Here is a 20,210-nt window from a genome sequence, read left to right on the forward strand (position 1 = left end):
GTGTGGTGCCGCGGCGCCGGTCATGAGACCGACGCGCTGCCGAACGTGTGGACGCCGCGGCCGGTGGCCTCGGGAGAGAGCCGCAAGATGCCGCCCGACAGCGGATGCTGCTGCAGCTGCTCCTCCGTGAGGTTCTCGCGCGCAGATCCGACCAGCAGCACGTCGAGCCGGGTGCCGACGAATGCGACCGAGGTGATGTTGGGCGCGGGCATCACGATCTCGTCGACGATGCTTCCGGCGGCATCCCACCGGACGACCGCCCCCTCGCCGTAGAGGCCGTTGAAGAACGACCCATCGGCGGCGCGGACGAGACCGTCGCTCGATCGCCCCACGAGGAACGGCTCGAGCTCGCCGAGCTCGCCGGTCGGGCCGTATGCGCCGCGATAGACCGTCGAGGTCGCGGTGTCGGTGATGTACATGGTGCGGCCGTCGTCCGACCATTCCATGCCGTTGGCCACGCCGTATCCCCCTCCGAGCACCCGGACCGCGCCGCCGTGGTCGACCGACCACACCGAGGCGTCGGCGTCGTCGGTGGTCAGCTCCATCGCGCCGACGATGAAGCGGCCGAACGGATCGACCTTCCCCTCGTTCAGGCGCATCCCCTGGTGGCGGTGCCGCAGCGGGGCGAGGTCGCGTTCGATGCGGCCGTCCGCGTCGAGCAGCACGACCCGGTCCTTGAGCGCAGCGACATAACCTCCGCCGACGGCGGGCTGCACCGACGAGAGAGGCGGCGGCAGCTCGACGACGCGATCGTCGCTGCCGTCGACGGCTCCCTCGAGGGGCCCCCGGTGCAGCAGGCCGGCGGTGATGTCGACCCACACGACCTCGTCCGTGCGCTCGTCCCACCAGATGCTCTCGACGAGCACGGCACGGGTGTCTCGGAACACCTCGACCTCACTTGCCACGGAGGGCCTCCTCGGGAACGACGTCGCGGATGGTCAGGACGGTCGCAAGGAACGCGAGGTGACTGAGGGCCTGCGGGGTGTTTCCCCATGCGGTGCCATCGTCGGCGTCGATCATCTCGGCGTAGATCCCGACGTCGTTCGCGAGGGCGACGAGCTGGTCGACCAGCTCGAGCGCTTCGTCGTGACGGCCGACGCAGGCGAGCGCCTCGGCCCGCCAGAAGGCGCAGGCGACGAAGGTCTTCTCCTCCGCCGAGACGCCGCTGTAGCGGTAGACCAGCGGTCCCGCGCCGAGTCCCGTCGTGATGGCGTCGATCGTCGTCGACATCCGTTCGCCGCGGTCGAACCCGGTCGGCGCGTGCAGCAGCACGGAGGCGTCCAGATCCTCGCTGCCGGCATAGAAGACGTAGGCCGACTGTGCTTCGGACCAGCAGTTCTCATCGACCCAGAGTCGGATGCGCTCGCGCTCCGCCTTCCACCGCTCGGCGCTGCCGGGGATCGCTCCGCTCTCGGCGAGCGCGACGGCGTCGTCGAGGGCCTTCCAGCAGCCCATCTTCGACGAGGTGTAGTGCCGCTCCTCCGGGAGCTCCCACATGCCCGAGTCGGGGTTGCGCCAGAGATCGCACGTGCGGTCGGCGACGCCGGCGAGCATGCGGGCCGTGCCGATGTCGAGGACGTTGCCGGCGTCGACGTACGTGCGGCAGATCGCCATGAGGTCGCCGTAGACGCCGAGCTGCAGCTGTTCGCGCGCAGGGTTGCCGGTGACCACCGGGCCGATCTCCTGCCACCCGGGAACGTGGTACTCGTGCGCATCGGGCACGAGCTCGCCGCCCAGGGTGTACATGACGTGCAGCTCCGGCCCGTGCTCGCGGATCGTGCGCAGCATCCACGACAGCGCGGCATGCGTCTCTTCGCGCAGGCCGAAGCGAACGAGCGCGTGAGCGGTGTATGCGAGGTCGCGCACCCAGGCGTAGCGGTAGTCCCAGTTCTTGCCGCCCGCCGGGTTTTCAGGCAGCGAGGTCGTCGCAGCAGCGGCGATCGCTCCGGTGGGGCTGAAGATGAGCAGCTTCAACGCGAGCGCGCTGCGCTGGATGCGCTCCTGCCAGGGGCCGTCGTACGAGAAGACCTCCGACCAGTGCTTCCAGTTCTCGATGGTGCGATCGATGCCGATGTCGACGTTGTAGGGATCGGGGAGGTGCAGGGGCTCGTCGTGGGTGGCGGCGATCGCGATGAGGTGACGTGAGCCGGCGGAGGTGCTGAACGAGCCCGTCAGGCGTGGGCCGCTCGTCCCGTCGGGGTCGGGTGCGTCGGGACCATGCTCGAAGCCCACCACGACCATCGCCGTCTTGCCGCTGCGGATGACGTCGCCGTGCTGCGTCCGCTCGATCCAGGGAGCGGCGGTCCGCAGCGATGTCCCCGGGTGGATGCGCCAGGCCATGGACACGTTGCCCTCGACGCCGTCGATCCGACGAGCGAGCTCGGCCCACGGCATCCGCCCCGCGACTCCCGACACCATCGCGTCGGTGACCGTCACCGAGCCGCCGGCAGTCGTGAACGTCGTCTCGAGGACGTTGGTGTCCGGGATGTAGCGGCGGGTGGTCTCGAACTCGTCGGTGGGGGCGAGTTCGAGGCATCCTCCGGTCTCGGGGTCGAGCAACCGTGCGAAGACAGGGGTCGAGGTCAGGTCGGGCAGCGGCAGCCAGTCGATGCTGCCGTCGAGGCCGATGAGCGCGACGGTACGGCCGTCGCCGATCGGAGCGTACGACTCGATCCCGGCGGTCACAGACCCTCGTCGGTGATGTCGCCTTCGCCGTCTTCGCCGAGCTCGGCCATGACGGGATCGTCGCCCTGGGTCTCGGGCTGCGCGTACTCCGTCGGCAGGTCCTCGGCGGGGATCTCGTCGTCGTCCGAGGGGATGTGAGCCGGGTCGTCGCTGGTTGCGGTCGCGGTGTCGAGCTCAGCGGGATCGACTCCGGCGTCGAGCGCCTCGTCGATCGCGTCGGTGCGGTCCCACTCGCGCTGCGCGGGGTCGAGCGAGGGGTCGGCCTCGCTGGTCGCATCACCGTCGCGCAGCGGCTGGATGCCGGCGTCCTCGGCAGCGGCGGGGCGGGCGAGGTCGTCGTTGAATGCGTTGGACATGACTCCACGATGCGCTCGGCGACCGAATCCGTCGAGCCACTTGCAACCGGCTCGGGGGCGCGGTAACGCGCCTCCATCACAGGTCGCTCAGGGGACGCCGGGTAGCCTGGGACGCTCCGTCGTCGTCATCTCGGAGGTCTGCCATGCCCGTTGCCCGCATGCTCGTCGATGCCGGTCGCGGCGCTCTGATCGGCACGGTCGAGATCATCCCGGGGGTCAGCGGCGGGACCGTCGCCCTCATCGTCGGCGTCTACGAGACCCTCATCGACTCGGCCGGGCACCTCGCCCGCGGCACGGCCTACACGGTCGCCGATGTGGCACGGGGTCGGGGCCTCGCCCGTGCACGGCGCGAGTACGGCGCGGTGCGCTGGTCCGTCGTGCTGCCCGTCGGCGTCGGGATGATCACGGCGGTGCTCGTCGCTTCGGCCGTGCTCGCCCCGCTCATCGAGGCCGAGCCCGTCGCCTCGCGCGCTCTCTTCGCGGGGCTCATCCTCGCGTCGCTCGTCGTCCCGATCCGGATGGTCGGCGGCCGATGGCGCGCGCGCGAGTACGGCGTCGCCGCACTCGGCGTCGTCGTCGGGTTCGCGCTCACGAGCCTTCCCCAGGTCGATCCGCTCGAGCCGCCGCTCCCGGTCGTGGCCCTGGCCGCGGCGTTCGCGGTGTGCGCCCTCGTCGTGCCGGGCGTCTCGGGGTCGTTCATCCTGCTCGCCGTCGGCATGTACGCACCGACGCTGGCCGCAGTGAACGAGCGCGATCTCGTCTACCTCGGTGTCTTCATCCTGGGCGCCATGCTCGGTCTCGGACTCTTCGTCTCGGTCCTGCAGTGGCTGCTCACGCATCGGCGCCGCATCATGCTCGCCACCATGACGGGGCTGATGATCGGTTCCCTCCGCGCGTTGTGGCCGTGGCAGGACGGCGGGAACGTCGAAGCGCCCGGGCCCGATCTCGTCCCCGTCCTCATGCTGGTCGCCCTCGGTGCGGGCGCGGTCGGCGGCGTGCTGCTGATCGAGTCGGCGATTCTCCGTCGGGCGGGCCGGCGCCTGGCGGCCGGCGCCGCGGGCGGCAGCCCCACAGCGCCCGACGGCCGGGACACTCCGCGCGAGGACTAGCACAGGCCGTTCCCTTCCGCCTCCCCCTCGGCTCAGACCAGCCGACGTGTGAGCGTGGACACATGGCTTCGTCGATCCGCGCCGCTGTCCGCACACTGAGCGATGACTCGCCGCAGCTCCTCCTGCGCGGATACGGCTTCGGCGACCGCATCTGGAAGCGGGTGCACGCCGGCGCCCGATCGGCGCCCATGGGGCTGCTGGGGGATCCGACGATCTTCGTGCGGGGCGCGGAAGGCGTCGATGTCTTCTATGACGAGACGCGGGTGCGCCGGCACGGCGCCATGCCGGGCATCATCCAGGAGACGCTCTTCGGTCACGGCTCGGTGCACAGCCTCGACGGCGACGAGCATCGGCATCGGAAGGCAACGTTCGTCGACGTCGCTTACGAAGATGCTCAGGTCGAGCGACTGCGCCCGCTGCTCGCGGACCAGTGGCAGATCGAGCTCGACGGGTGGCGCGATGGCGGCGGGCGGTCGGCGTACGACGCCGCCGTCGGCGCTTTCGGACGCGCCGTCATGCGATGGGCCGGCCTGCCCGGGACGGCCGCCGCTCAGACCCGATGGGCCGACCGTCTCGCGCAGATCGTCGACGGGTTCGGCGTGCCCTACTCCCCCGAGTACGCGCTCGCCTGGCTGAATCGTCGCTGGTCGGACCGCCACGCGCAGCACCTCATCGAGGCGGTGCGCGATGGCGACCTGCATCCGGAGGCCCAGACGGCCCTGCACTCCTGGGCGTGGCACCGCGATCGCGAGGGAGTGCTGCTGTCGTCGCGCCTCGCCGGCATCGAGCTGCAGAACAGCATGCGGCCCATGGTCGCTGTGGCCCGCTTCGTGGCGTTCGCGGCGAAGGAACTGCACGACCGACCGGAATGGCGCGAGCGCATCGCCGCCGAGGCGGCCGAGCGCGGGACGCTCGACGGCGGCCCCCTCGCCGTCGCGTTCGCGCAGGAGATCCGCCGCACCGCTCCGTTCGTGCCGATGCTGCCCGGCCGGGTCGTGGCCGACATCGAGCTCGACGGTCAACGCGTCGCCGAGGGAGGCCGCATCGCTCTCGACATCCTGGGCACGAACCTCGACGAGCGATCCTGGGAGCGGGCCGACTCGTTCGCTCCGGAGCGCTTCGTCGGCGTGGACGACTACGAGGCGCTCCCGGCCTTCGTGCCGCATGGTGGGGCGGGCGTCGCGACCGGCCATCGGTGCCCCGGTGAGAAGCTCGCGATCGCGGGCCTGGCGACCGCGGTCACCGCGCTCAGCCACCCCGATGTCACGATCCTCGGCGACGGGCTCGACGTAGACCGGCGGCGGCTGCCGACCAAGCCGGCCTCCGGCGGTCGGGTGCGCGGCACCGGCGAGGGCGCACGCTGTCCCTTCCACCGCCGCTGAGAGCGAGGCGGGCGACGCGCGGAGTGTGGGTCGCGAGCGTCGCGCGGGTCAGACGCCCGGCGACGCGCACCGTGTCCCCCGAAGAGCCGACTCGACGCGTGCGCGACGGCCCCGTAGCGTCGATCCCACAGTCGACGATCTCCCCCGGATCACAACGCGCCCCTCATCCTCGGATGACGGGGCGCGTTGGCATTTCAGGATGGCCACGCCCCGTCGGCGGGTGCGATCTCATCCGATCGGATGAAGTCTGCGAACGGATTGCCGGGCGACGCCACCCCCGCACGCGGTGGAGAACCGGCCCTTTCAGGCCCGTGACCGGCTTTTTTACCTCACATCGACCGGGCGCATCGCGCGAAGCGCTTTCCTGCCAACCGCGGCATGATCGAGGCGTCGGGCGCGATCCGGCGCTGCTGGGGAGCAGGGCGGGCCTGCTCGATCCCACGGCCGCGAGAAGGTCCTCGTTTCGCGTCCGACCTGCGCCCGGGGCTCTGGAGGGGCCCCGGGCGCCCTTTCATGCCGAAGACGGCTCGTGAGCGCAAGCACTGGTTTTCGTTGCGCGCAGGATGTCTTCTGGAAGCCTGCGACGACGAAAGAGGTCTTCGATGGCTGCCCGCAACTCCCGCCGCATGCGTTGCACTCCCGACGACGTCTTCGCGGTCCTCTCCGACGGCTGGCTGTACCCGGTGTGGGTCGTCGGGGCGACCCGCATGCGTGGCGTCGACCCGGGCTTCCCCCGTGTGGGCACTCGGATCCACCACTCCCTCGGCGTCTGGCCCGTCATGCTCCACGACGAGACCGAGATCGTCGAGTGGACCGCACCGCACCGCGTGCGACTCCGACCGAGCGCCAGTCTGCTCGGTCGCGGGGTCATCCGCATCGATGTGCGCCCGTACGGCGCCGACACCGCTGTCTCGATGATCGAGGAACCCGTGTCCGGTCTCGCGGCACTCCTCCCCCGATGGCTCTGGGCACCGGCGCTGCGTGTGCGCAACCACGAGTGCCTCGACCGGCTCGCCTTTCTCGCCGAGGGACGGGCCGCCGAGCGCGCTTCCGGCGAGCCCGCGTACCGCGCTTCCCTCATCGATCCCGAGGACGGCGTTGCGTCGAAGCAGGCACGCGAGGACGTCCACGAGAGCGGCATCTGAGCGTCGCGCGCTCGCGTCGAGCACGAACCAGAAGAGCCCCGGTGGAGACCGGGGCTCTTCTGAGATATCTGTAGCAGGAGCGGGGCTTGAACCCGCGACCTCACGATTATGAGTCGTGCGCTCTCACCAACTGAGCTACCCTGCCGCAACGCATCCGAAGATGCTGCGAGCCCCGAGTCAGGATTGAACTGACGACCCCTTCCTTACCATGGAAGTGCTCTGCCACTGAGCTATCGGGGCGTGCTGTCCGCGAGCGGGCAACTAGAAGAGGATACCATCTCGGCGGCCTCACATCGAACCGGGTCAGCTCTTCGTGTGCTCCTCGAGCCAGGCGATCGGGTCGGTCTGGGTGGTACCGCCCAGCAGCACCTCGAGGTGCAGATGCGCGCCCGTGGACTTGCCCGTGCTGCCCACCTTGCCGACGATCTGACCGGGCTCCACGGTGTCGCCGACCTCCACCTGCAGCGAGCCGTACTGCATGTGGCCGTAGCGGGTGGAGACGAGCTCGCCGTCGATGTTGTGATCGATGACGACCGTCACACCGTAGTCGCCGCCGGCCTCGGTCGCGATGCGGACCGTGCCCCCGGCGACCGCGTGGATCTCGGCCCCCGCGCCCGGCGTGAGGTCGACACCGCGGTGCGGGCGCGAGAACTGCGAGAGGTACGAGACGGACCCGAACTGGGCCGAGATCGGCACACCGACCGGGAAGGGCCACTGAATGGCCGCATTCGGATCGTTGACCCAGGTTCCGGCGAAGTTCGTCACACCCGAGTCCGCCGCGATCTCGGCGACGGACGTGACGTCGAAGCTGTCACTGCGATCGAAGGTGACGCCGGATGCCGACGACGAGACGTAGGCCTGGATCTCTTCGGGTTCGATGCTCGACGCGGCCCGCGGAGCATCGGCGGTGATGTCACGTCCGGTGTCGCCCGAAGCGAAGACGGCGGCGGCGGGGCTGGTCAGGCCGACAGCCAGCAGCCCCACAGCCGCGACGGCGCTCATCGAGACCGATGCGGCGGCAAACCGCTTGCCGACGCGTCGCAGACGGTTCGTGCGCGGAACGCCGACCTCGCGCGTGCGCTGGTGCTCGACGATCGCCTCGGCGGGCAGCTGGACGGGCGTCTGCGCGGTGAACGAGAACAGGCGAGCGGCGAACTCGAACTCGTCGACGTGCGGATCGTCCGAGTGCTTCCGGCCGTTATCGGCGATGGGCTCACTGACGGGGACCTCTCCCGCACCCGCGGCTGCGCTCGCGGCGGCAGGACCGAACGACTCGCCGTGCGGCGGCATGGGCTCAGCCTCGGGCTGCGGCCGGCGTCGACGCGACGGTGTGACGAGGTCGGGACCGGCGAAGGCATCGCCGTCCACGACGGTCAGGACCAGCTCGTCGTCCGGAGCGGACGCGTCGGCCGCGGCGATGCCATCCGCGGCGGCGGTGGGCTCGGGACCGACCGATGCGGGCTGCGGCTCCTCGCCCTCGGAACCATCGGCGTCATCCACCGTCGCCACGTCCGTTGCCGGAACGGCGGCGACCTTGGCCGCCAGCTCGGCTTCGGCGGCGAGACGCCGCCACTGCGCCCGTGTGAGACCCGTCGCCGAAGCGGAAGAAGAGCCCCCGGCCGAGGGTCGCGAGGACGCGGCCTCAGTGGGGATGGTCTCAGAAGTCAAATCGCAGGCTCTCGAAAACAGCGCGCGCGTACGCGGCGGATACATTCCGGGTGTCGTTCGAACCTCGGCTCGGGTTCCGAAGATAACGAACGGGTAAACACTAACGACTCCCGGCTGAGAATGCGATCCACGCGTCAGCTTTCGTGGACAACCCGTTCCGCGAGGCGGCTGTGGAGCGCCGGCGAGGCGGCGATGGTCATCGTCCGTCCAGGCCGTTCACCGGGCAGTCCCGTGACGACTCCCCCGGCTTCGGTGACGAGCAGGGCACCGGCGGCGTGGTCCCACGGCTGCAAACCTCGCTCCACGTAACCGTCGAGACGACCGGCCGCGACGTACGCGAGGTCGAGCGACGCGGCGCCGGCACGGCGGATGTCGCGCGCGATGGGCATGATCCGCCCGAGACGGGCCAGATCGCCCGCGTGAGTGGCGGGGTCGTAGCCGAACCCTGTGGCCAGCAGCGCCCCGGCATCCGTCGTCTCCGAAACGGCGAGGCGGGTGTCACCCAGCCATGCCCCGCTCCCGGCCGTCGCCCGGAACATCTCGTCGACGGCGGGCGAGAAGACCGCCCCGACCACCGCTTCCCACGCCTGCGGGTCGGGCTCACCCTCGACGACGGCGATGCTGACGGCGTAGTGCGGGATGCCGTAGGCGTAGTTCACCGTGCCATCGATCGGATCGACGACCCAGGTCAGTCCGCTGGCGCCGCGCTCGGCCCCCGATTCCTCACCGAGGAAGCCGTCGTCAGGTCGAGCGGCGGCGATGCGGTCGCGGATGAGCAGTTCCACCTCGCGATCGGCTTCGGTCACGATGTCGGCCAGCGCCGACTTCGTCGCGGCGATCGCGACGCCCTCGCTACGACGCCGACGTGCCAGATCACCGGCCTCCCGGGCGATCTCGACGGCCAGGTCTGTGAGCTCTCGGGCATCCACCATGCCCCCACGCTACGGGGTCGTCGGACATCCGCAGCGTGGGGACGTTCAGCGCGGGGCGACCGGACCGTCGGGCAGCGGCGGGGGCGGCGGGTAATCCTGGTAGCCGGGCTGGACCGGGCCGGTGGTCTGCGGAGCCGGCTGCTGCGACGAGTACGCGTACGCCTGCGGGTAGGTCGGTCGACCGGTGTAGTACGCCTGCCAGTCGGGCGATCCGTCGGCGAGCGCGGGCAGCGGGGTGCGACCGTCCGCGTAGGTCGGCCAGGCCGGCGCGGCCTGCTTGAGCGGCCGGGGCATGAGCAGCGCGTTGACGAGCGGCACGAGCGCGGTGCCGACAGCCGCGAGAATCGCGAGGGCGACGACGACGCGCCAGTAGATGGGGAGGAACGAGAACCACTCGCCGCCGACCAGCGGAACGATGAGCATCACGGCGACGATGCCGACGAAGGCGATCGTCACGTAGGTCACGATCGAGAGGAAGGTCGTCGGGTTGCGCAGGTAGGCCTTGGTGAACAGACGGAGGTGCAGCAGCGCGAGCTGGAGGATCAGCACGATCAGCAGGAACTTCATGAATCGCTCGTAGCCCCATCCGAACGACTCGTACGGGGTGGGCAGCCAGATCATCACGGCACCGACGAGGAGGGCGATGACCCACGTCACTATGCTGGTCAGCGAGAACCAGGCGGGGCGGCGCCCGGCCAGGTGCGACTCGAGGATGGCGATGCCGGCGAACCCGGCGAGCAGGAGCACCGTCATGAACGCACGGGCGACGATCCCGGTGCCCGAACCGATCAGCACCCACACGACGCACACGATCGCGGCGGCGATGAGCGCTCCGATCGCCACCCAGATGGCGGCGCGCAGCAGCTTGTTCGATTCCGGAGACGTGATGGGCTGACTCATCGACAGAGTTCCTTCCGCGGTGGATGCCCCCTCATCCTGGCACGCAAGGAGACGGCGCGCCCGGGGAGAAGGGGCGCTGTGGACGAGCCGCGGGGTCGAGCGCGATCGCGCCGGGCGCGGCACACTGTTCGCAGAGCCGACGCAACGACCGGTTCCTGGCAAGGAGAAACGGCATGAACCGTCCGACCGAACGCATCCGCGTTCTGATCGCCGACGACAACCGCGTCGTGCGGCGCGGTCTGCGGCTCCAGCTGGAGGGCGCCCCCGGCATCCACGTCGTCGGCGAAGTCGCCAACGGAGTGGATGCGGTCCGCATCGCGCGCGCGGAACGGGCCGACGTCGTGCTGATGGACATCCAGATGCCCGAGCTGTCGGGCATCGCCGCGACCCGTCTCCTCGCTCGCCCCGACGACGGGAGCACCGCGGTCTCGGTCATCGTCATGACCAGCTTCGCCGTCGAGGACTACGTCCGCGACGCCCTGGACGCCGGCGCCATCGGCTACCTCCTCAAGAGCCACGACTCCGATCAGCTGCTCGGCGCCGTCTACGCGGCCTCACGCGGTGAGGCGATCGTGTCGTCGCGGGTGACCGCGCCGCTGTTGCGCGAGTTCGTGCGACGGGGCGGCGAGGTCGAGGACCCCGAGGCGCAAGCGCGCCTCACCGCAGCCGAGCGTCGCGTCATCTCGGCGCTCGCCGGCGGGGTGACCAGTAACGAGGGCATCGCGGAGTCTCTGCAGGTCTCGGTTCACACGGTGCGGTCTCACCTGCATTCCGCGCTGCGCAAGCTCGAGCTCGCCGACCGTACCCAGCTCGCACTGTGGGGCGCTCGCAACCGCGTCTGACGCACGACGCGCTCATCCGTTCGGCTGAATTGCGGCGTCCGATTCAGCTGACCGCCGGACCCGCGCGGCGATCACGGGAGACGACGAGAGCCCCCGCTATGCGGGGGCTCTCGAGTCGCTGTGGCGAGTGAGGGATTCGAACCCCCGAATGCGATGCAGTCTGATTTACAGTCAGATCCCTTTGGCCGCTTGGGTAACTCGCCAGTGCGCACCTGCCCGGCTTGTGCAGTCGACCAGAGGCGCGAGAACCCATATTACCCCCCGTGAACCCGTGCTCCGAACCATGCCTGCGGGCTGAACGCCGGGCCGGGCGGAGGGCCTCAGGCCTCGGCGCTGACGACGCGCTCGACGAAGGCCTCGGCCCGGTGGCGCGTCCCGTCGATGCGTCGATCGACGCTCGCCCTCATCTCGCTCGGAGCGAGCGGCGCGGCGATACGGACGTTCTCGTGACAGCCCAGGTCGGAACAGAGGTAGGTGCCGACGGCGTCGCCCCGGTCGCCGGCATCCCCCGCTTTGCGCGCGGTGAAGAGCGCGACCTGGTCGCCCGGCTGCATCGTGTGGCAGATGTTGCACATCGCCGCACGCGCGCCGCTGCGCCCGTCGGCGCGACGCAGCACGATGCCTCGCGGCTCACCATCGAGCTCGGCCACGACGTACGCGCGCCCGCGCGTGCGGGGGTCGGGCCACGCGAGGAAGTCGAGATGATCCCACTCGACGATCGGGAAGTCGTGCGGGAGGGCGAGCTGTCGCACCTCGTCGGCAGCGGCGTTGACGAACACCGTGCGCACCTGGTCCTCAGTCAGAGCCTGCATGAATTCCAGTCTACGAAGGGGACGACGGCCACGGGCCGGCGGTCGTGATCACTGCTCGGCGACCCAGGCCTGCCAATCCGCCTCGGAGAAATCGACGCTGTCGTTGAAGAATCCCAAGGCCGAGACGGAGTCGACCGCCACGGTCCACACGTTGCCGTCGCGCGCATCGGTATAGGCGTAGAACGATCCTGCCGCGTCATACGCGAGGTTCGCGCCCGCGCTTCGCAACGCCTCGTCCGAGAAGGCACCCATTCCCTGCGCGGCGATCGCCTGCTTCACCTCGGGGCGGAGATAGCCGGGCTCCGAGCTGCCGGACTTCCACTCCACGAACCGGGCGAATCCTTCTTTGACGGCGATCGGCGGTGTGCCGAACGAACCCGGCGCGGCCGTGTTGTGCAGCGCGTGCGCGAACTCGTGGACGAACACGGTCTCCCGGCCCGATGTGCTGTCGGGCCCCATGACCACGAGTGTCCCCGACGTGTCGGACCCGGTCGCGATCGTCGGGTCGATCCACCGCTGCGCCATCTGCGGTCGCAGCGTGGGTCGCGCATAGCCGGCGACATCCATGTCCCAGGGCGTCCCCTTGCCGTACTGCCATCGCTCGAAGCGCACGCCGTCGTCGGTGATCGCGGAGAGGAAGCCATCCTGCGTCGGCTCACCGCCGAGGGCCCGGATCGTGTCGAGCGCGGTCACCGCCGACCGCTCCGCCGCATCGGCGTTCTGCTCGACGAGCTCCGCCTCGTCTGCCATGCCGAAGAGGACGACGTGATCGCGCTTGGCGACGTGGATCTCGCCTTCATCCCAAGGATTCGGCTCGCGCGCCGGCACGATCGAGGTGATCATGGCGGGCTCGGGCGGCTCGGTCTGCTCGTAACGGTCGAACGAACGGGTCGGTTCACTGCCGGGCTCGAACGTCACGGTATACGCGAAGCCCTGGATCAGATCGAGGCCCGCGTCCCTGTCGCCGTCCCCGCGCTCCGGCCTCGCCGCGAACCCGTACTGCGCCCCGAGGACCACCTCCATCGTCCCGGCTTCGTCGACATCGAAATCGGTCGGCGCGATCGCGGCGACATCCCACCCGATCGCCTCCGAGTTGTCCCACCACAAGGCGAGCTGCGCGGCCGCGTCGCCGGTGGCGTAGGCCAGGAACCTGTCGCGGTCCTTCTCGCGCATCGCGGCGTTCATCTCGGCGAACGTCGCGCTGGCGGGGGTGGCGAGCTCGTTGTCCGCCCACGGCGCCCATCCCACCGGCACGTCGGCGGTCGGGCCGGTCTCGGGCGTCCGCGGCCACAGGACCACGCCCGACGCCACGGTCAGCAGGAGCGCGCCGACACCGATCGAGGCGACGACGATCTGCATCGTGCGCGCCGCGCGGTTGCGGGGCTTCGCGCCGGCCGGCTTCGCGTCCGGCGCCTCTGTCGTGCCGGTCATCGGGTCTCCGCCTTCTCGATGAGGATGATGCGCCGTTCGGAGTCATTCGACAGCTCGCCCCCGACGCCGGTGGCTGCCAGCACGAAGACGTACTCCGTGTCACCCGAGGTCAGGCGATACTGCTCGAGCGGTGCGGGCGCATTGGGGTCGTTCTGCCACCCCATGAGGTCGGTGGCCATCGACTGCCGGGGGACGACGGGGAAGTCGGCGGCGAGCGCGTCGATGTCGATGTCGTCTCCGAAGCTCGTCGAGTCGCCACCGCTGAGGCAGACGGCCGCCAGGACGCCCCGGGTCCGCGCGATGTCGGACAGCTGCGAGAGCACCGCCTCGGAGTCATAGCAGGCCTGGTCGAGGCGCGGAGGCTCGAACGACGTGGTCGCGACGGCATCCTCTTCGTACGTCGCCGTCGGCGCCGCACCGGTGACGCGCCACGGTCCGATCGCCGTCGGCGTCTCGCCCGGCCGTACCGCCGACGGCACATCGTCTCCGTAGTAGTAGGGACGAGTCAGCCAGAGTTCACGCGTCGCCGTCGTCGTCTGCGGCGTCCCGTCGACGGTGAAGGTGTAGGTCATGTCGACGAGGGCCTTCGCGGCATCCGCCCCGCCGGGCGATTCCTCGCCCGCGGTCCCCTGCACGCCGTAGAGGATGTCGCGCGTCTCGTAGGTGATGGCGAGGTCGAGCGACGCGGCCGCGCGCGCGTCGCCGTACAGGGGCGTGGCCGGCCCCGAGACGGCGATGTAGCCGGGCGACGCGTATTCGGTCCAGCTCGGATCGTCGGCGGTGGCCGCCGCGAGAAAGTCCTCGACGACGTCGGGGGCCTCCGAGGTGACCGCGGCGTTGGCCGAGATCACGTTCCAGCCGACGAAACCCGCGGCCCCGCCGACGACGAGGACGGTCGCGGCCAGCACGATCCAGGTCCCACGCGTCATGACCTTCTGGCCCGGCTCGCAAGGGACGGGGGCTGCGTGTGGCATGGCCGACGGCTGCGACGCCTGCGGGCGAGCGGTGGCCGGAGCGGTCCCACCCTCGCCGTTCGCCTCGTGGCCCGCCTCGGGGTAGGGCGAGACGTGGTCGGTCCACTGCTGGCCGTCCCAGTACCGCAGCTGATGCTGACCCGAGGGGTCCGGATGCCAGCCGGCAGGCGCCGTCGGAACAGATTCCGGCACGTCGTTCACAAGCCCTCCTCGCCCGGCGGCGAGCACCGCCGGTGCGTGACGATGCTATTGGCTCGCGCGATATGGCTCGCAGACCTGTGTTCCGGCGTGTGATCTGCTATTGCCGGACGGTGCACCCGCCGCGGCTCAGACGAGCCAGCCGTCGAGCCATCCGTTCGCGACGACGACCTGCACGGCACCCAGCACGAGACCCGCGGCGGGCCACGCATATCCCCCGCCGTCGCTGCGTGCGACGACCAGCCCGATGATCCCGAGCACGCCGCCGACGGCGCCCGCGCCGATCGAGAACGGCAGTGCGACGAACAGCATCCATCCCCACAGCGGATCGACCGTGGCCGCCAGGAAGAACACCAGAACGATGGGGAGGATGCCGATGCTCGCGACGATCGTGGCGATGACACCCCATGCGCGACCACGGCGGCGCGGGCGCGGGCGGGAGACGTCGGCTGTCATGCGGGGAGCCTAGCTCCCCCGGCATCCGTCGACAGGCGCCGCTAGAGTATTCGGCATGGCAGATTCCTCGTTCGACATCGTCAGCAAGATCGATCGCCAGGAGGCCGACAACGCACTCAACCAGGCGCGCAAAGAGGTCGAGCAGCGCTACGACTTCAAGGGCACGGACGCCTCGATCGAGTGGTCCGGCGAGTCGATCCTCATCAAGGCGAACTCCGAAGAACGTGCCAAAGCCGTGCTCGACGTCTTCCAGACGAAGCTCATCAAGCGGGGCATCTCGCTCAAGAGCCTCGACTCGGGCGAGCCCACCGCCTCCGGCCGTGAGTACCGCATCGTGTCGACTCTGAAGGAGGGCATCTCGTCGGAGGATGCCAAGAAGATCAGCAAGATGATCCGCGACGAGGGCCCTAAGTCGGTCAAATCGCAGATCCAGGGGGACGAGCTGCGTGTCCAGTCGAAGTCGCGCGACGACCTGCAGGAGATCCAGCGGATGCTGAAGGCGGCCGACCTCGACGTCGACCTCCAGTTCGTCAACTACCGCTGACACTCTTCCGATCAGAGGCCGCTCAGCGGTCGAGGCCGCCCACGAACGACTCCAGCCGGTCGGCGGCCTCGGCCCGGGCGGCCTCTGCCGAGAGGAAGACGTCGTGCAGGGCGCCGTCGATCCGAGCGATCGTGACGGTCGCCGCGATGCGGGTGGCCGCCCGGGCGATGTCGTCGACGACGAGCACCGAGTCGGTCGAGGTCATGGTGTCGTTCCACCGCAGCGGCGAAGTCGACCGCGCCGAGAGCAGCACCAGCGTCGGCGCCCCGACGTCGACTCCCGCCGCAACCCGGGCGTGACCGGCGATCACCGCCGCGAGCCAGGCCGGGTGCGTCGGGAATCCTCGTTCCGGCCGCCACCCGTCCGGAGAGTCGGGAAGGCTTCCGACCTCTCTCTGGGCCCGAGAGTAGAAGCCGAGGTCGACGACCGGATGATTGCCGCGCGGATCGAACCGGGCGCGCACCTCGACCAGTGGCGCCACCGCCTGGCGACCGAGCGGCCCGAGCTGCAGTTCGAGCCACGGACTGTTCAGCACCACTGCGGCCGCACGACCCGGATGCCGCGCCGCCCAGAGCGTCACGGTCAGACCGCCGGTGCTGTGTCCGATCAGGACGAGCCGTCGCCCCTGACCCTCGGTACCCATCGCGTCGAGCGCCGCCGCGATGTCGTCGTCGTACACATCGAGGGAGGTGACGTAGCCGCGGGCCTGTCCCGGTCGGATGCTGCGCCCGTACTTGCGCAGATCCAGGGCATGGAAACGTGCGCCGCGATCGGTGAACAGCCGCGCGAGGTCCTTCTGGAAGAAGTAGTCCGACCATCCGTGGACGTAGAGCACGTCGACATCCCGCCACGCTCCGAACAGGCGCAACCCCGGATGGGGCACGGACCGCACCAGAGTCGCGACGACCTCGCCCTCGTCGTCCTGGCCGAGCGGCAGCGTCGTCTGCTCGAAGCCGGGACCCAGCACGTCCGGACCCCACGTCACCTCGTCCGCCCGCATGCCCCCACCCTAGGATGCGACACGCGCACGCGACCTCCGAGGATCCTGTGCCGCTGCGGGCGCGGCGTCAGTCCGGACGAAGCTCGTCGGCGTCGGCGGGGTCCTCGCCGACGAAGGCATGCGACTTGGTCTCGAGGAACGCGCAGAGCGCCGAGACCATCGCGAGCTCGGTCGAGAGTGCCAGAGCCCCGCCCGCGCCGAGACGCAGGTCGGTGTCGCGAGACTCGAACGTGATGCGCCACGTGTTGCCGCCGGGCACGTCGGGCTCGATGTAGGTCACCGTCTGGGCGTTCATCATCGTGATGCCGACGAGGCCGGTGTCACGCCCGAGGCTGCCGTCCTGGGGGATGACCTTGACCACGAGCGGGTAGCCGAATTGCTGGAACTCCTCGATCCACGCGTCGAGCGTCTCCTTGCTGCGGAAGGTCATCGTCGACGCCTCACTCACCGCGCGAGACGGCGACCATCTCGTCGCGATCGACGACCTTGACGCGCGCGCGCTCGGCCGGTGCACCCAGCGCGATCTCGTGCTCGTCGAGACGGTGCCAGCCGTCGAGATCGGTCCAGACCACGCCGCGCCCGGCGAGAAGATCGACGACCCCCTGCTCGGAGGGATCGGCCGGCTGCCACCACGAGCCCTGGTCGTTGATGACGTGACGCACGGTCTCCATGGCATCCGACTTGGTATGGCCGATGAGCCCGACCGGTCCGCGCTTGATCCAGCCCGTCGCATAGACGCCCGGGACACGCTCGTTCGAGTCCGCGTGCAGCACCTGGCCCTCGTGGTTGGGGATGACGCCGTGCGTGTCGTCGAAGGGCACCCCCGGCAGCGGCGACCCGAAGTAGCCGACCGCCCGATAGAGGCCCTGCAGCGGCACCTCGCGCAGCTCGCCGGTGCCCTCGACGCCGCCCACGCCGTCGGGACGCGTGCGCTCGTAGACGAGCGCGGCGACACGGCCGTCGGCATCCTGCTTCACCTCGACCGGCTTCGCGTAGAAGTGCAGGTGCAGCCGGCGCGACGCCTCTCCCCCGGCGCCGTTGACGCCCGGGCGCTGACGCCATGACTGCAGCACGCGATCGATGACCATGACCTGCTTGTTCGACGCGATGGCCGCCTTCGACGCCTCGTCGTAGTCGAAATCCTCGTCGTGGACCACGAGGTCGACGTCGCGCAGCTCACCGAGCTCGCGCAGCTCGAGGGGCGTGAACTTGACCTGCGCGGGGCCGCGCCGCCCGAAGACGTGGACATCGGTCACGGCCGAGGACCGCAGGCCCTGGTACACGTTGTCGGGGATCTCGGTCACGAGCAGGTCGTCGGCGTGCTTGGCGAGCACCCGCGCGACGTCGAGGGCGACGTTGCCGTTCCCGATGACGCCGACGGATGCCGCGTCGAGCGGCCACTCGCGCGGGAAGTCGGGGTGTCCGTCGTACCAGCTGACGAAGTCTGCCGCGCCGTAGGAGCCCTCCGCGTCGATGCCCGGGATGTCGAGCGCCGCGTCGCGCACGGCACCGGTGGCGAAGATGACGGCGTTGTAGTGGTGCTTGAGGTCGTCGAGGGTGATGTCCTCGCCGAAGCGCACGTTGCCGAACAGCCGGATGTGGCCGCTGTCGATGACGTCGCGGAGCGCGTTGATGATGCCCTTGATGCGGGGGTGATCGGGAGCGACGCCGTAGCGGACGAGACCGTAGGGCGCGGGAAGGTGATCGAAGAGATCGATCGAGACGTCGAACTTGCGCTCGGCCTTCAGCAGCAGATCCGCGGCGTAGATGCCAGCGGGTCCGGCTCCGACGATGGCCAGCCTCAGCTTGGTCATGGGTGTTCCTCGTTCCTGGTCGCGCCCGAGCGCGGGCGCAGCGGGGGTCTGTGTCAGCTCGCGCGGTCGACGACGACCTCGGCGAACCGGGTCAGCGCGTCGCGCACGGCGCCGGCGGGAAGCGGCGCGAGGGCCGCGACCGCGTCGTCGGCCCATTTCTCGGCGAGGCGGCGCGTCTCGGCGGTGACGGCGTGGTCGCGGAGGCGCGCGAGCGGCTCGTCGAGGATCGCGGGGTCGGCGCCCTCGGCGATCTCGGCGACACCGCGGTCGATCGTCTCGGCGAGCTCGCGCGAGGCGTCGTCGCTCGCGCGCGTGAGAAGCAGGTACGGCATGGTCGGAACGCCGGCGCGCAGATCGGTGCCCGGCACCTTGCCCGTCGCCTCGGGGTCGGCCGACAGGTCGATGACGTCGTCGAGCAGTTGGAACGCGACGCCGGCCTTCTCGCCGAACGACAGCAGCGAGTCGGCGTACTCCTCGGGCCCGCCCGAGAACAGCACGCCCACCTGAGCCGCAGCGGCGATGAGCGAGCCGGTCTTGTCGGCGAGCACCTGGATGTAGAACTCGACGGGATCGTCACCCGACTGGGCGCCGAGCGTCTCGTGCATCTGACCGAGAACGAGGCGTTCGAAGGTGTCGGCCTGGACGCGGATCGCCCGCTCTCCGATGCGCGCCATGAGCTGGCTGGCCCGGGAGAACAAGAGATCACCGGTGAGGATCGCGACGTTGTTGCCCCACACCTCGTGCGCACTGGGCACCCCGCGGCGCTTGTCCGCGCCGTCCATGACGTCGTCGTGGTAGAGCGATCCGAGATGCGTCAGCTCGAGGGCGGCGGCACCGGCGATCACGTCGTCGGTCGCGCCGTTGCCGAGCTGAGCGGTCAGCAGTGCGAGCATCGGTCGCAGCCGTTTGCCACCCGCCTCGTAGAGGTACCGCGTCTTCGCATCGACCAGGGAGTCGCTGACGGTGAGCTCATCGCCGAGGCGCTCCTCGACGCGCTCGAGCCCGGCTTCGACGGTCGCGAGCAGCTTGCGGGTCCGAGGACCGGCGAAGATGCGCTCGGTCATGCCGAGGTGCTTCGCCAGCCGCGGCGCGGAGGGGCTCGATGTCACGGGTCCAGCCTACCGGCCGGGCGACGGCGTCGATCCTCGCGAGCCGCTTCAGGCAGCAGGCTTGACAGCGCGGTGCAGAGCGACGATCCCGAACGACAGGTCGCGATGGGCCACGCCGTCCCAACCGGCGTCGCGGATCCACGCCGACAAGGTCCGCTGGTCGGGCCAGTCGCGGATCGACTCGTTGAGGTAGTCGTACGCCTCGGCGTTGGAGCTCACGAACCGGGCGACGACCGGCAGCACGCGGTCGTTGTAGAACCGGTACAGCCCGCCGAACGCGCGCGAGGGCGGCTGCGAGAACTCGCTGATCAGCAGGCGCCCACCGGGCTTGGTGACCCGGAGCATCTCGGCGAGCGCCTTCTTGGGCTCGTTGACGTTGCGCAGCCCGAACGAGATCGTGACGACGTCGAACTCGGCGTCTCCGAAGGGCAGGTCCGTCGCATCCGCTTCGACGAACGAGAGGTTCGGGATGCCGCCACCCGCGGCCCGCGGTCCGTACCGGCGCACGCCCTCGGCGATCATCCCCGGCGAGAAGTCGGCGGCCACGACCTCGGCACCGCTGCGGGCGAGCGAGACGGAGCTCGCCCCGGTCCCCGCGGCGAGGTCGAGGATACGCTCGCCCGGCTGCGGGTCGATCGCGCGCGTCGCCGCGATGCGCCAGAGCCGGTCCTGGCCGAGGCTCAGGACGTCGTTGGTGCGGTCGTAGGCGCCCGCGACCTGGTCGAACATGCCGCTGACGCGCGACGGATCCTTGCCGAGGTCGGCGCGGTTGGGCTCGCTGGTCACGGGTTCGAGTCTAGGCGCGAGCGGGCCCCCAGGCTCGCGTGCGGCCTCGGGCGGCGGGCGCGGGGCG

The 20,210-nt window shown here is 70.2% G+C and carries 20 protein-coding genes and 3 tRNA genes; 5 read left to right on the top strand and 18 right to left on the bottom strand.

Going from position 1 to position 20,210, the window contains the following annotated elements:
* Positions 1–20 precede the first annotated feature (20 nt).
* The 3 genes from BLT21_RS05425 to BLT21_RS05435 are packed head-to-tail and all read right to left on the bottom strand — an operon-like array spanning position 21 to position 3,041.
* Complete coding sequence (locus BLT21_RS05425; protein WP_091500194.1) at positions 21–905, bottom strand: SMP-30/gluconolactonase/LRE family protein; 885 nt, start codon at positions 903–905, stop codon at positions 21–23.
* Entirely contained in the window at positions 895–2,685 is a 1,791-nt protein-coding gene (locus BLT21_RS05430; RefSeq protein ID WP_091500197.1) for a glycoside hydrolase family 15 protein, read from the bottom strand. The genes BLT21_RS05425 and BLT21_RS05430 overlap by 11 nt, the downstream gene beginning before the upstream one ends.
* Positions 2,682–3,041: a hypothetical protein gene (locus BLT21_RS05435; RefSeq protein ID WP_091500200.1), complete on the bottom strand. Its 360-nt coding sequence runs from the start codon at positions 3,039–3,041 to the stop codon at positions 2,682–2,684. The genes BLT21_RS05430 and BLT21_RS05435 overlap by 4 nt, the downstream gene beginning before the upstream one ends.
* Positions 3,042–3,184: 143 nt before the next feature.
* Here BLT21_RS05435 and BLT21_RS05440 point away from each other — a divergent pair, with 143 nt between their 5' ends.
* The 3 genes from BLT21_RS05440 to BLT21_RS05450 all read left to right on the top strand — a co-directional run bounded on the left by BLT21_RS05440 (position 3,185) and on the right by BLT21_RS05450 (position 6,677).
* Positions 3,185–4,150, top strand: a complete 966-nt coding sequence (locus tag BLT21_RS05440; RefSeq protein ID WP_091500202.1) for a DUF368 domain-containing protein — start codon at positions 3,185–3,187, stop codon at positions 4,148–4,150.
* 62 nt (positions 4,151–4,212) lie between these two features.
* Entirely contained in the window at positions 4,213–5,532 is a 1,320-nt protein-coding gene (locus tag BLT21_RS05445; protein WP_091500205.1) for a cytochrome P450, read from the top strand.
* A gap of 602 nt (positions 5,533–6,134) precedes the next feature.
* Positions 6,135–6,677 (top strand): SRPBCC family protein, encoded by a 543-nt coding sequence (locus BLT21_RS05450; RefSeq protein WP_091500207.1) that lies wholly within the window; start codon positions 6,135–6,137, stop codon positions 6,675–6,677.
* Between the two features lie 71 nt (positions 6,678–6,748).
* Here the strand turns inward: BLT21_RS05450 and BLT21_RS05455 are convergent.
* The 5 genes from BLT21_RS05455 to BLT21_RS05475 form a co-directional block, all read right to left on the bottom strand.
* Positions 6,749–6,822, bottom strand: a tRNA-Met gene (locus tag BLT21_RS05455).
* Positions 6,823–6,845: 23 nt separating this feature from the next.
* Positions 6,846–6,917: transfer RNA gene (locus BLT21_RS05460), tRNA-Thr, on the bottom strand.
* Between the two features lie 63 nt (positions 6,918–6,980).
* Positions 6,981–8,177, bottom strand: coding sequence for a M23 family metallopeptidase (locus tag BLT21_RS05465; protein ID WP_256335922.1), 1,197 nt, complete (start codon positions 8,175–8,177; stop codon positions 6,981–6,983).
* 302 nt (positions 8,178–8,479) lie between these two features.
* Positions 8,480–9,277, bottom strand: a complete 798-nt coding sequence (locus BLT21_RS05470) for an inositol monophosphatase family protein (protein ID WP_176786816.1) — start codon at positions 9,275–9,277, stop codon at positions 8,480–8,482.
* 45 nt (positions 9,278–9,322) lie between these two features.
* Complete coding sequence (locus BLT21_RS05475; RefSeq protein WP_091500212.1) at positions 9,323–10,177, bottom strand: hypothetical protein; 855 nt, start codon at positions 10,175–10,177, stop codon at positions 9,323–9,325.
* A 173-nt stretch (positions 10,178–10,350) separates the two neighbouring features.
* Here BLT21_RS05475 and BLT21_RS05480 point away from each other — a divergent pair, with 173 nt between their 5' ends.
* Positions 10,351–11,019: a response regulator transcription factor gene (locus tag BLT21_RS05480; protein WP_091500215.1), complete on the top strand. Its 669-nt coding sequence runs from the start codon at positions 10,351–10,353 to the stop codon at positions 11,017–11,019.
* A 121-nt stretch (positions 11,020–11,140) separates the two neighbouring features.
* On the opposite strand, the gene BLT21_RS05485 is transcribed toward BLT21_RS05480, so the two are convergent.
* The 5 genes from BLT21_RS05485 to BLT21_RS05505 form a co-directional block, all read right to left on the bottom strand.
* A tRNA-Tyr gene (locus tag BLT21_RS05485) sits at positions 11,141–11,222 on the bottom strand.
* 117 nt (positions 11,223–11,339) lie between these two features.
* Complete coding sequence (locus BLT21_RS05490) at positions 11,340–11,831, bottom strand: FBP domain-containing protein (RefSeq protein ID WP_091500218.1); 492 nt, start codon at positions 11,829–11,831, stop codon at positions 11,340–11,342.
* 48 nt (positions 11,832–11,879) lie between these two features.
* Complete coding sequence (locus BLT21_RS05495; protein WP_091500221.1) at positions 11,880–13,262, bottom strand: hypothetical protein; 1,383 nt, start codon at positions 13,260–13,262, stop codon at positions 11,880–11,882.
* A complete protein-coding gene (locus BLT21_RS05500; RefSeq protein WP_256335923.1) occupies positions 13,259–14,437 on the bottom strand; it encodes a DUF2510 domain-containing protein in 1,179 nt (392 codons plus the stop codon). Before BLT21_RS05500 ends, BLT21_RS05495 begins: the two co-directional genes overlap by 4 nt.
* A gap of 126 nt (positions 14,438–14,563) precedes the next feature.
* Positions 14,564–14,890, bottom strand: coding sequence for a hypothetical protein (locus BLT21_RS05505; RefSeq protein ID WP_091500223.1), 327 nt, complete (start codon positions 14,888–14,890; stop codon positions 14,564–14,566).
* A 55-nt stretch (positions 14,891–14,945) separates the two neighbouring features.
* On the opposite strand from BLT21_RS05505, the gene BLT21_RS05510 reads away from it, so the two are divergent.
* Positions 14,946–15,434: a YajQ family cyclic di-GMP-binding protein gene (locus tag BLT21_RS05510; protein WP_091500226.1), complete on the top strand. Its 489-nt coding sequence runs from the start codon at positions 14,946–14,948 to the stop codon at positions 15,432–15,434.
* 22 nt (positions 15,435–15,456) lie between these two features.
* On the opposite strand, the gene BLT21_RS05515 is transcribed toward BLT21_RS05510, so the two are convergent.
* From BLT21_RS05515 to BLT21_RS05535, 5 genes are all read right to left on the bottom strand, one after another.
* Complete coding sequence (locus BLT21_RS05515) at positions 15,457–16,434, bottom strand: alpha/beta hydrolase (RefSeq protein WP_091500228.1); 978 nt, start codon at positions 16,432–16,434, stop codon at positions 15,457–15,459.
* Positions 16,435–16,501: 67 nt separating this feature from the next.
* Complete coding sequence (locus BLT21_RS05520; RefSeq protein ID WP_091500708.1) at positions 16,502–16,864, bottom strand: hypothetical protein; 363 nt, start codon at positions 16,862–16,864, stop codon at positions 16,502–16,504.
* A gap of 10 nt (positions 16,865–16,874) precedes the next feature.
* Positions 16,875–18,248, bottom strand: coding sequence for an FAD-dependent oxidoreductase (locus BLT21_RS05525; protein WP_091500231.1), 1,374 nt, complete (start codon positions 18,246–18,248; stop codon positions 16,875–16,877).
* Positions 18,249–18,301: 53 nt separating this feature from the next.
* Positions 18,302–19,357, bottom strand: coding sequence for a polyprenyl synthetase family protein (locus tag BLT21_RS05530; protein WP_256335924.1), 1,056 nt, complete (start codon positions 19,355–19,357; stop codon positions 18,302–18,304).
* A gap of 48 nt (positions 19,358–19,405) precedes the next feature.
* A complete protein-coding gene (locus BLT21_RS05535) occupies positions 19,406–20,143 on the bottom strand; it encodes a class I SAM-dependent methyltransferase (RefSeq protein ID WP_256335925.1) in 738 nt (245 codons plus the stop codon).
* Between the last annotated feature and the right edge of the window lie 67 nt (positions 20,144–20,210).

The sequence above is a fragment of the Microbacterium sp. cf332 genome, from assembly GCF_900102175.1.
GTDB lineage: Bacteria > Actinomycetota > Actinomycetes > Actinomycetales > Microbacteriaceae > Microbacterium.

What these genes read in the sequence shown, in the direction of transcription:
- BLT21_RS05435 (WP_091500200.1), bottom strand. Translation starts at nt 3,041, where the DNA reads ATGTCCAACGCATTCAACGACGACCTCGCCCGCCCCGCCGCTGCCGAG.
- BLT21_RS05440 (WP_091500202.1), top strand. Translation starts at nt 3,185, where the DNA reads ATGCCCGTTGCCCGCATGCTCGTCGATGCCGGTCGCGGCGCTCTGATC.
- BLT21_RS05445 (WP_091500205.1), top strand. Translation starts at nt 4,213, where the DNA reads ATGGCTTCGTCGATCCGCGCCGCTGTCCGCACACTGAGCGATGACTCG.
- BLT21_RS05450 (WP_091500207.1), top strand. Translation starts at nt 6,135, where the DNA reads ATGGCTGCCCGCAACTCCCGCCGCATGCGTTGCACTCCCGACGACGTC.
- BLT21_RS05470 (WP_176786816.1), bottom strand. Translation starts at nt 9,277, where the DNA reads ATGGTGGATGCCCGAGAGCTCACAGACCTGGCCGTCGAGATCGCCCGG.
- BLT21_RS05475 (WP_091500212.1), bottom strand. Translation starts at nt 10,177, where the DNA reads ATGAGTCAGCCCATCACGTCTCCGGAATCGAACAAGCTGCTGCGCGCC.
- BLT21_RS05480 (WP_091500215.1), top strand. Translation starts at nt 10,351, where the DNA reads ATGAACCGTCCGACCGAACGCATCCGCGTTCTGATCGCCGACGACAAC.
- BLT21_RS05490 (WP_091500218.1), bottom strand. Translation starts at nt 11,831, where the DNA reads ATGCAGGCTCTGACTGAGGACCAGGTGCGCACGGTGTTCGTCAACGCC.
- BLT21_RS05495 (WP_091500221.1), bottom strand. Translation starts at nt 13,262, where the DNA reads ATGACCGGCACGACAGAGGCGCCGGACGCGAAGCCGGCCGGCGCGAAG.
- BLT21_RS05505 (WP_091500223.1), bottom strand. Translation starts at nt 14,890, where the DNA reads ATGACAGCCGACGTCTCCCGCCCGCGCCCGCGCCGCCGTGGTCGCGCA.
- BLT21_RS05510 (WP_091500226.1), top strand. Translation starts at nt 14,946, where the DNA reads ATGGCAGATTCCTCGTTCGACATCGTCAGCAAGATCGATCGCCAGGAG.
- BLT21_RS05515 (WP_091500228.1), bottom strand. Translation starts at nt 16,434, where the DNA reads ATGCGGGCGGACGAGGTGACGTGGGGTCCGGACGTGCTGGGTCCCGGC.
- BLT21_RS05520 (WP_091500708.1), bottom strand. Translation starts at nt 16,864, where the DNA reads ATGACCTTCCGCAGCAAGGAGACGCTCGACGCGTGGATCGAGGAGTTC.
- BLT21_RS05525 (WP_091500231.1), bottom strand. Translation starts at nt 18,248, where the DNA reads ATGACCAAGCTGAGGCTGGCCATCGTCGGAGCCGGACCCGCTGGCATC.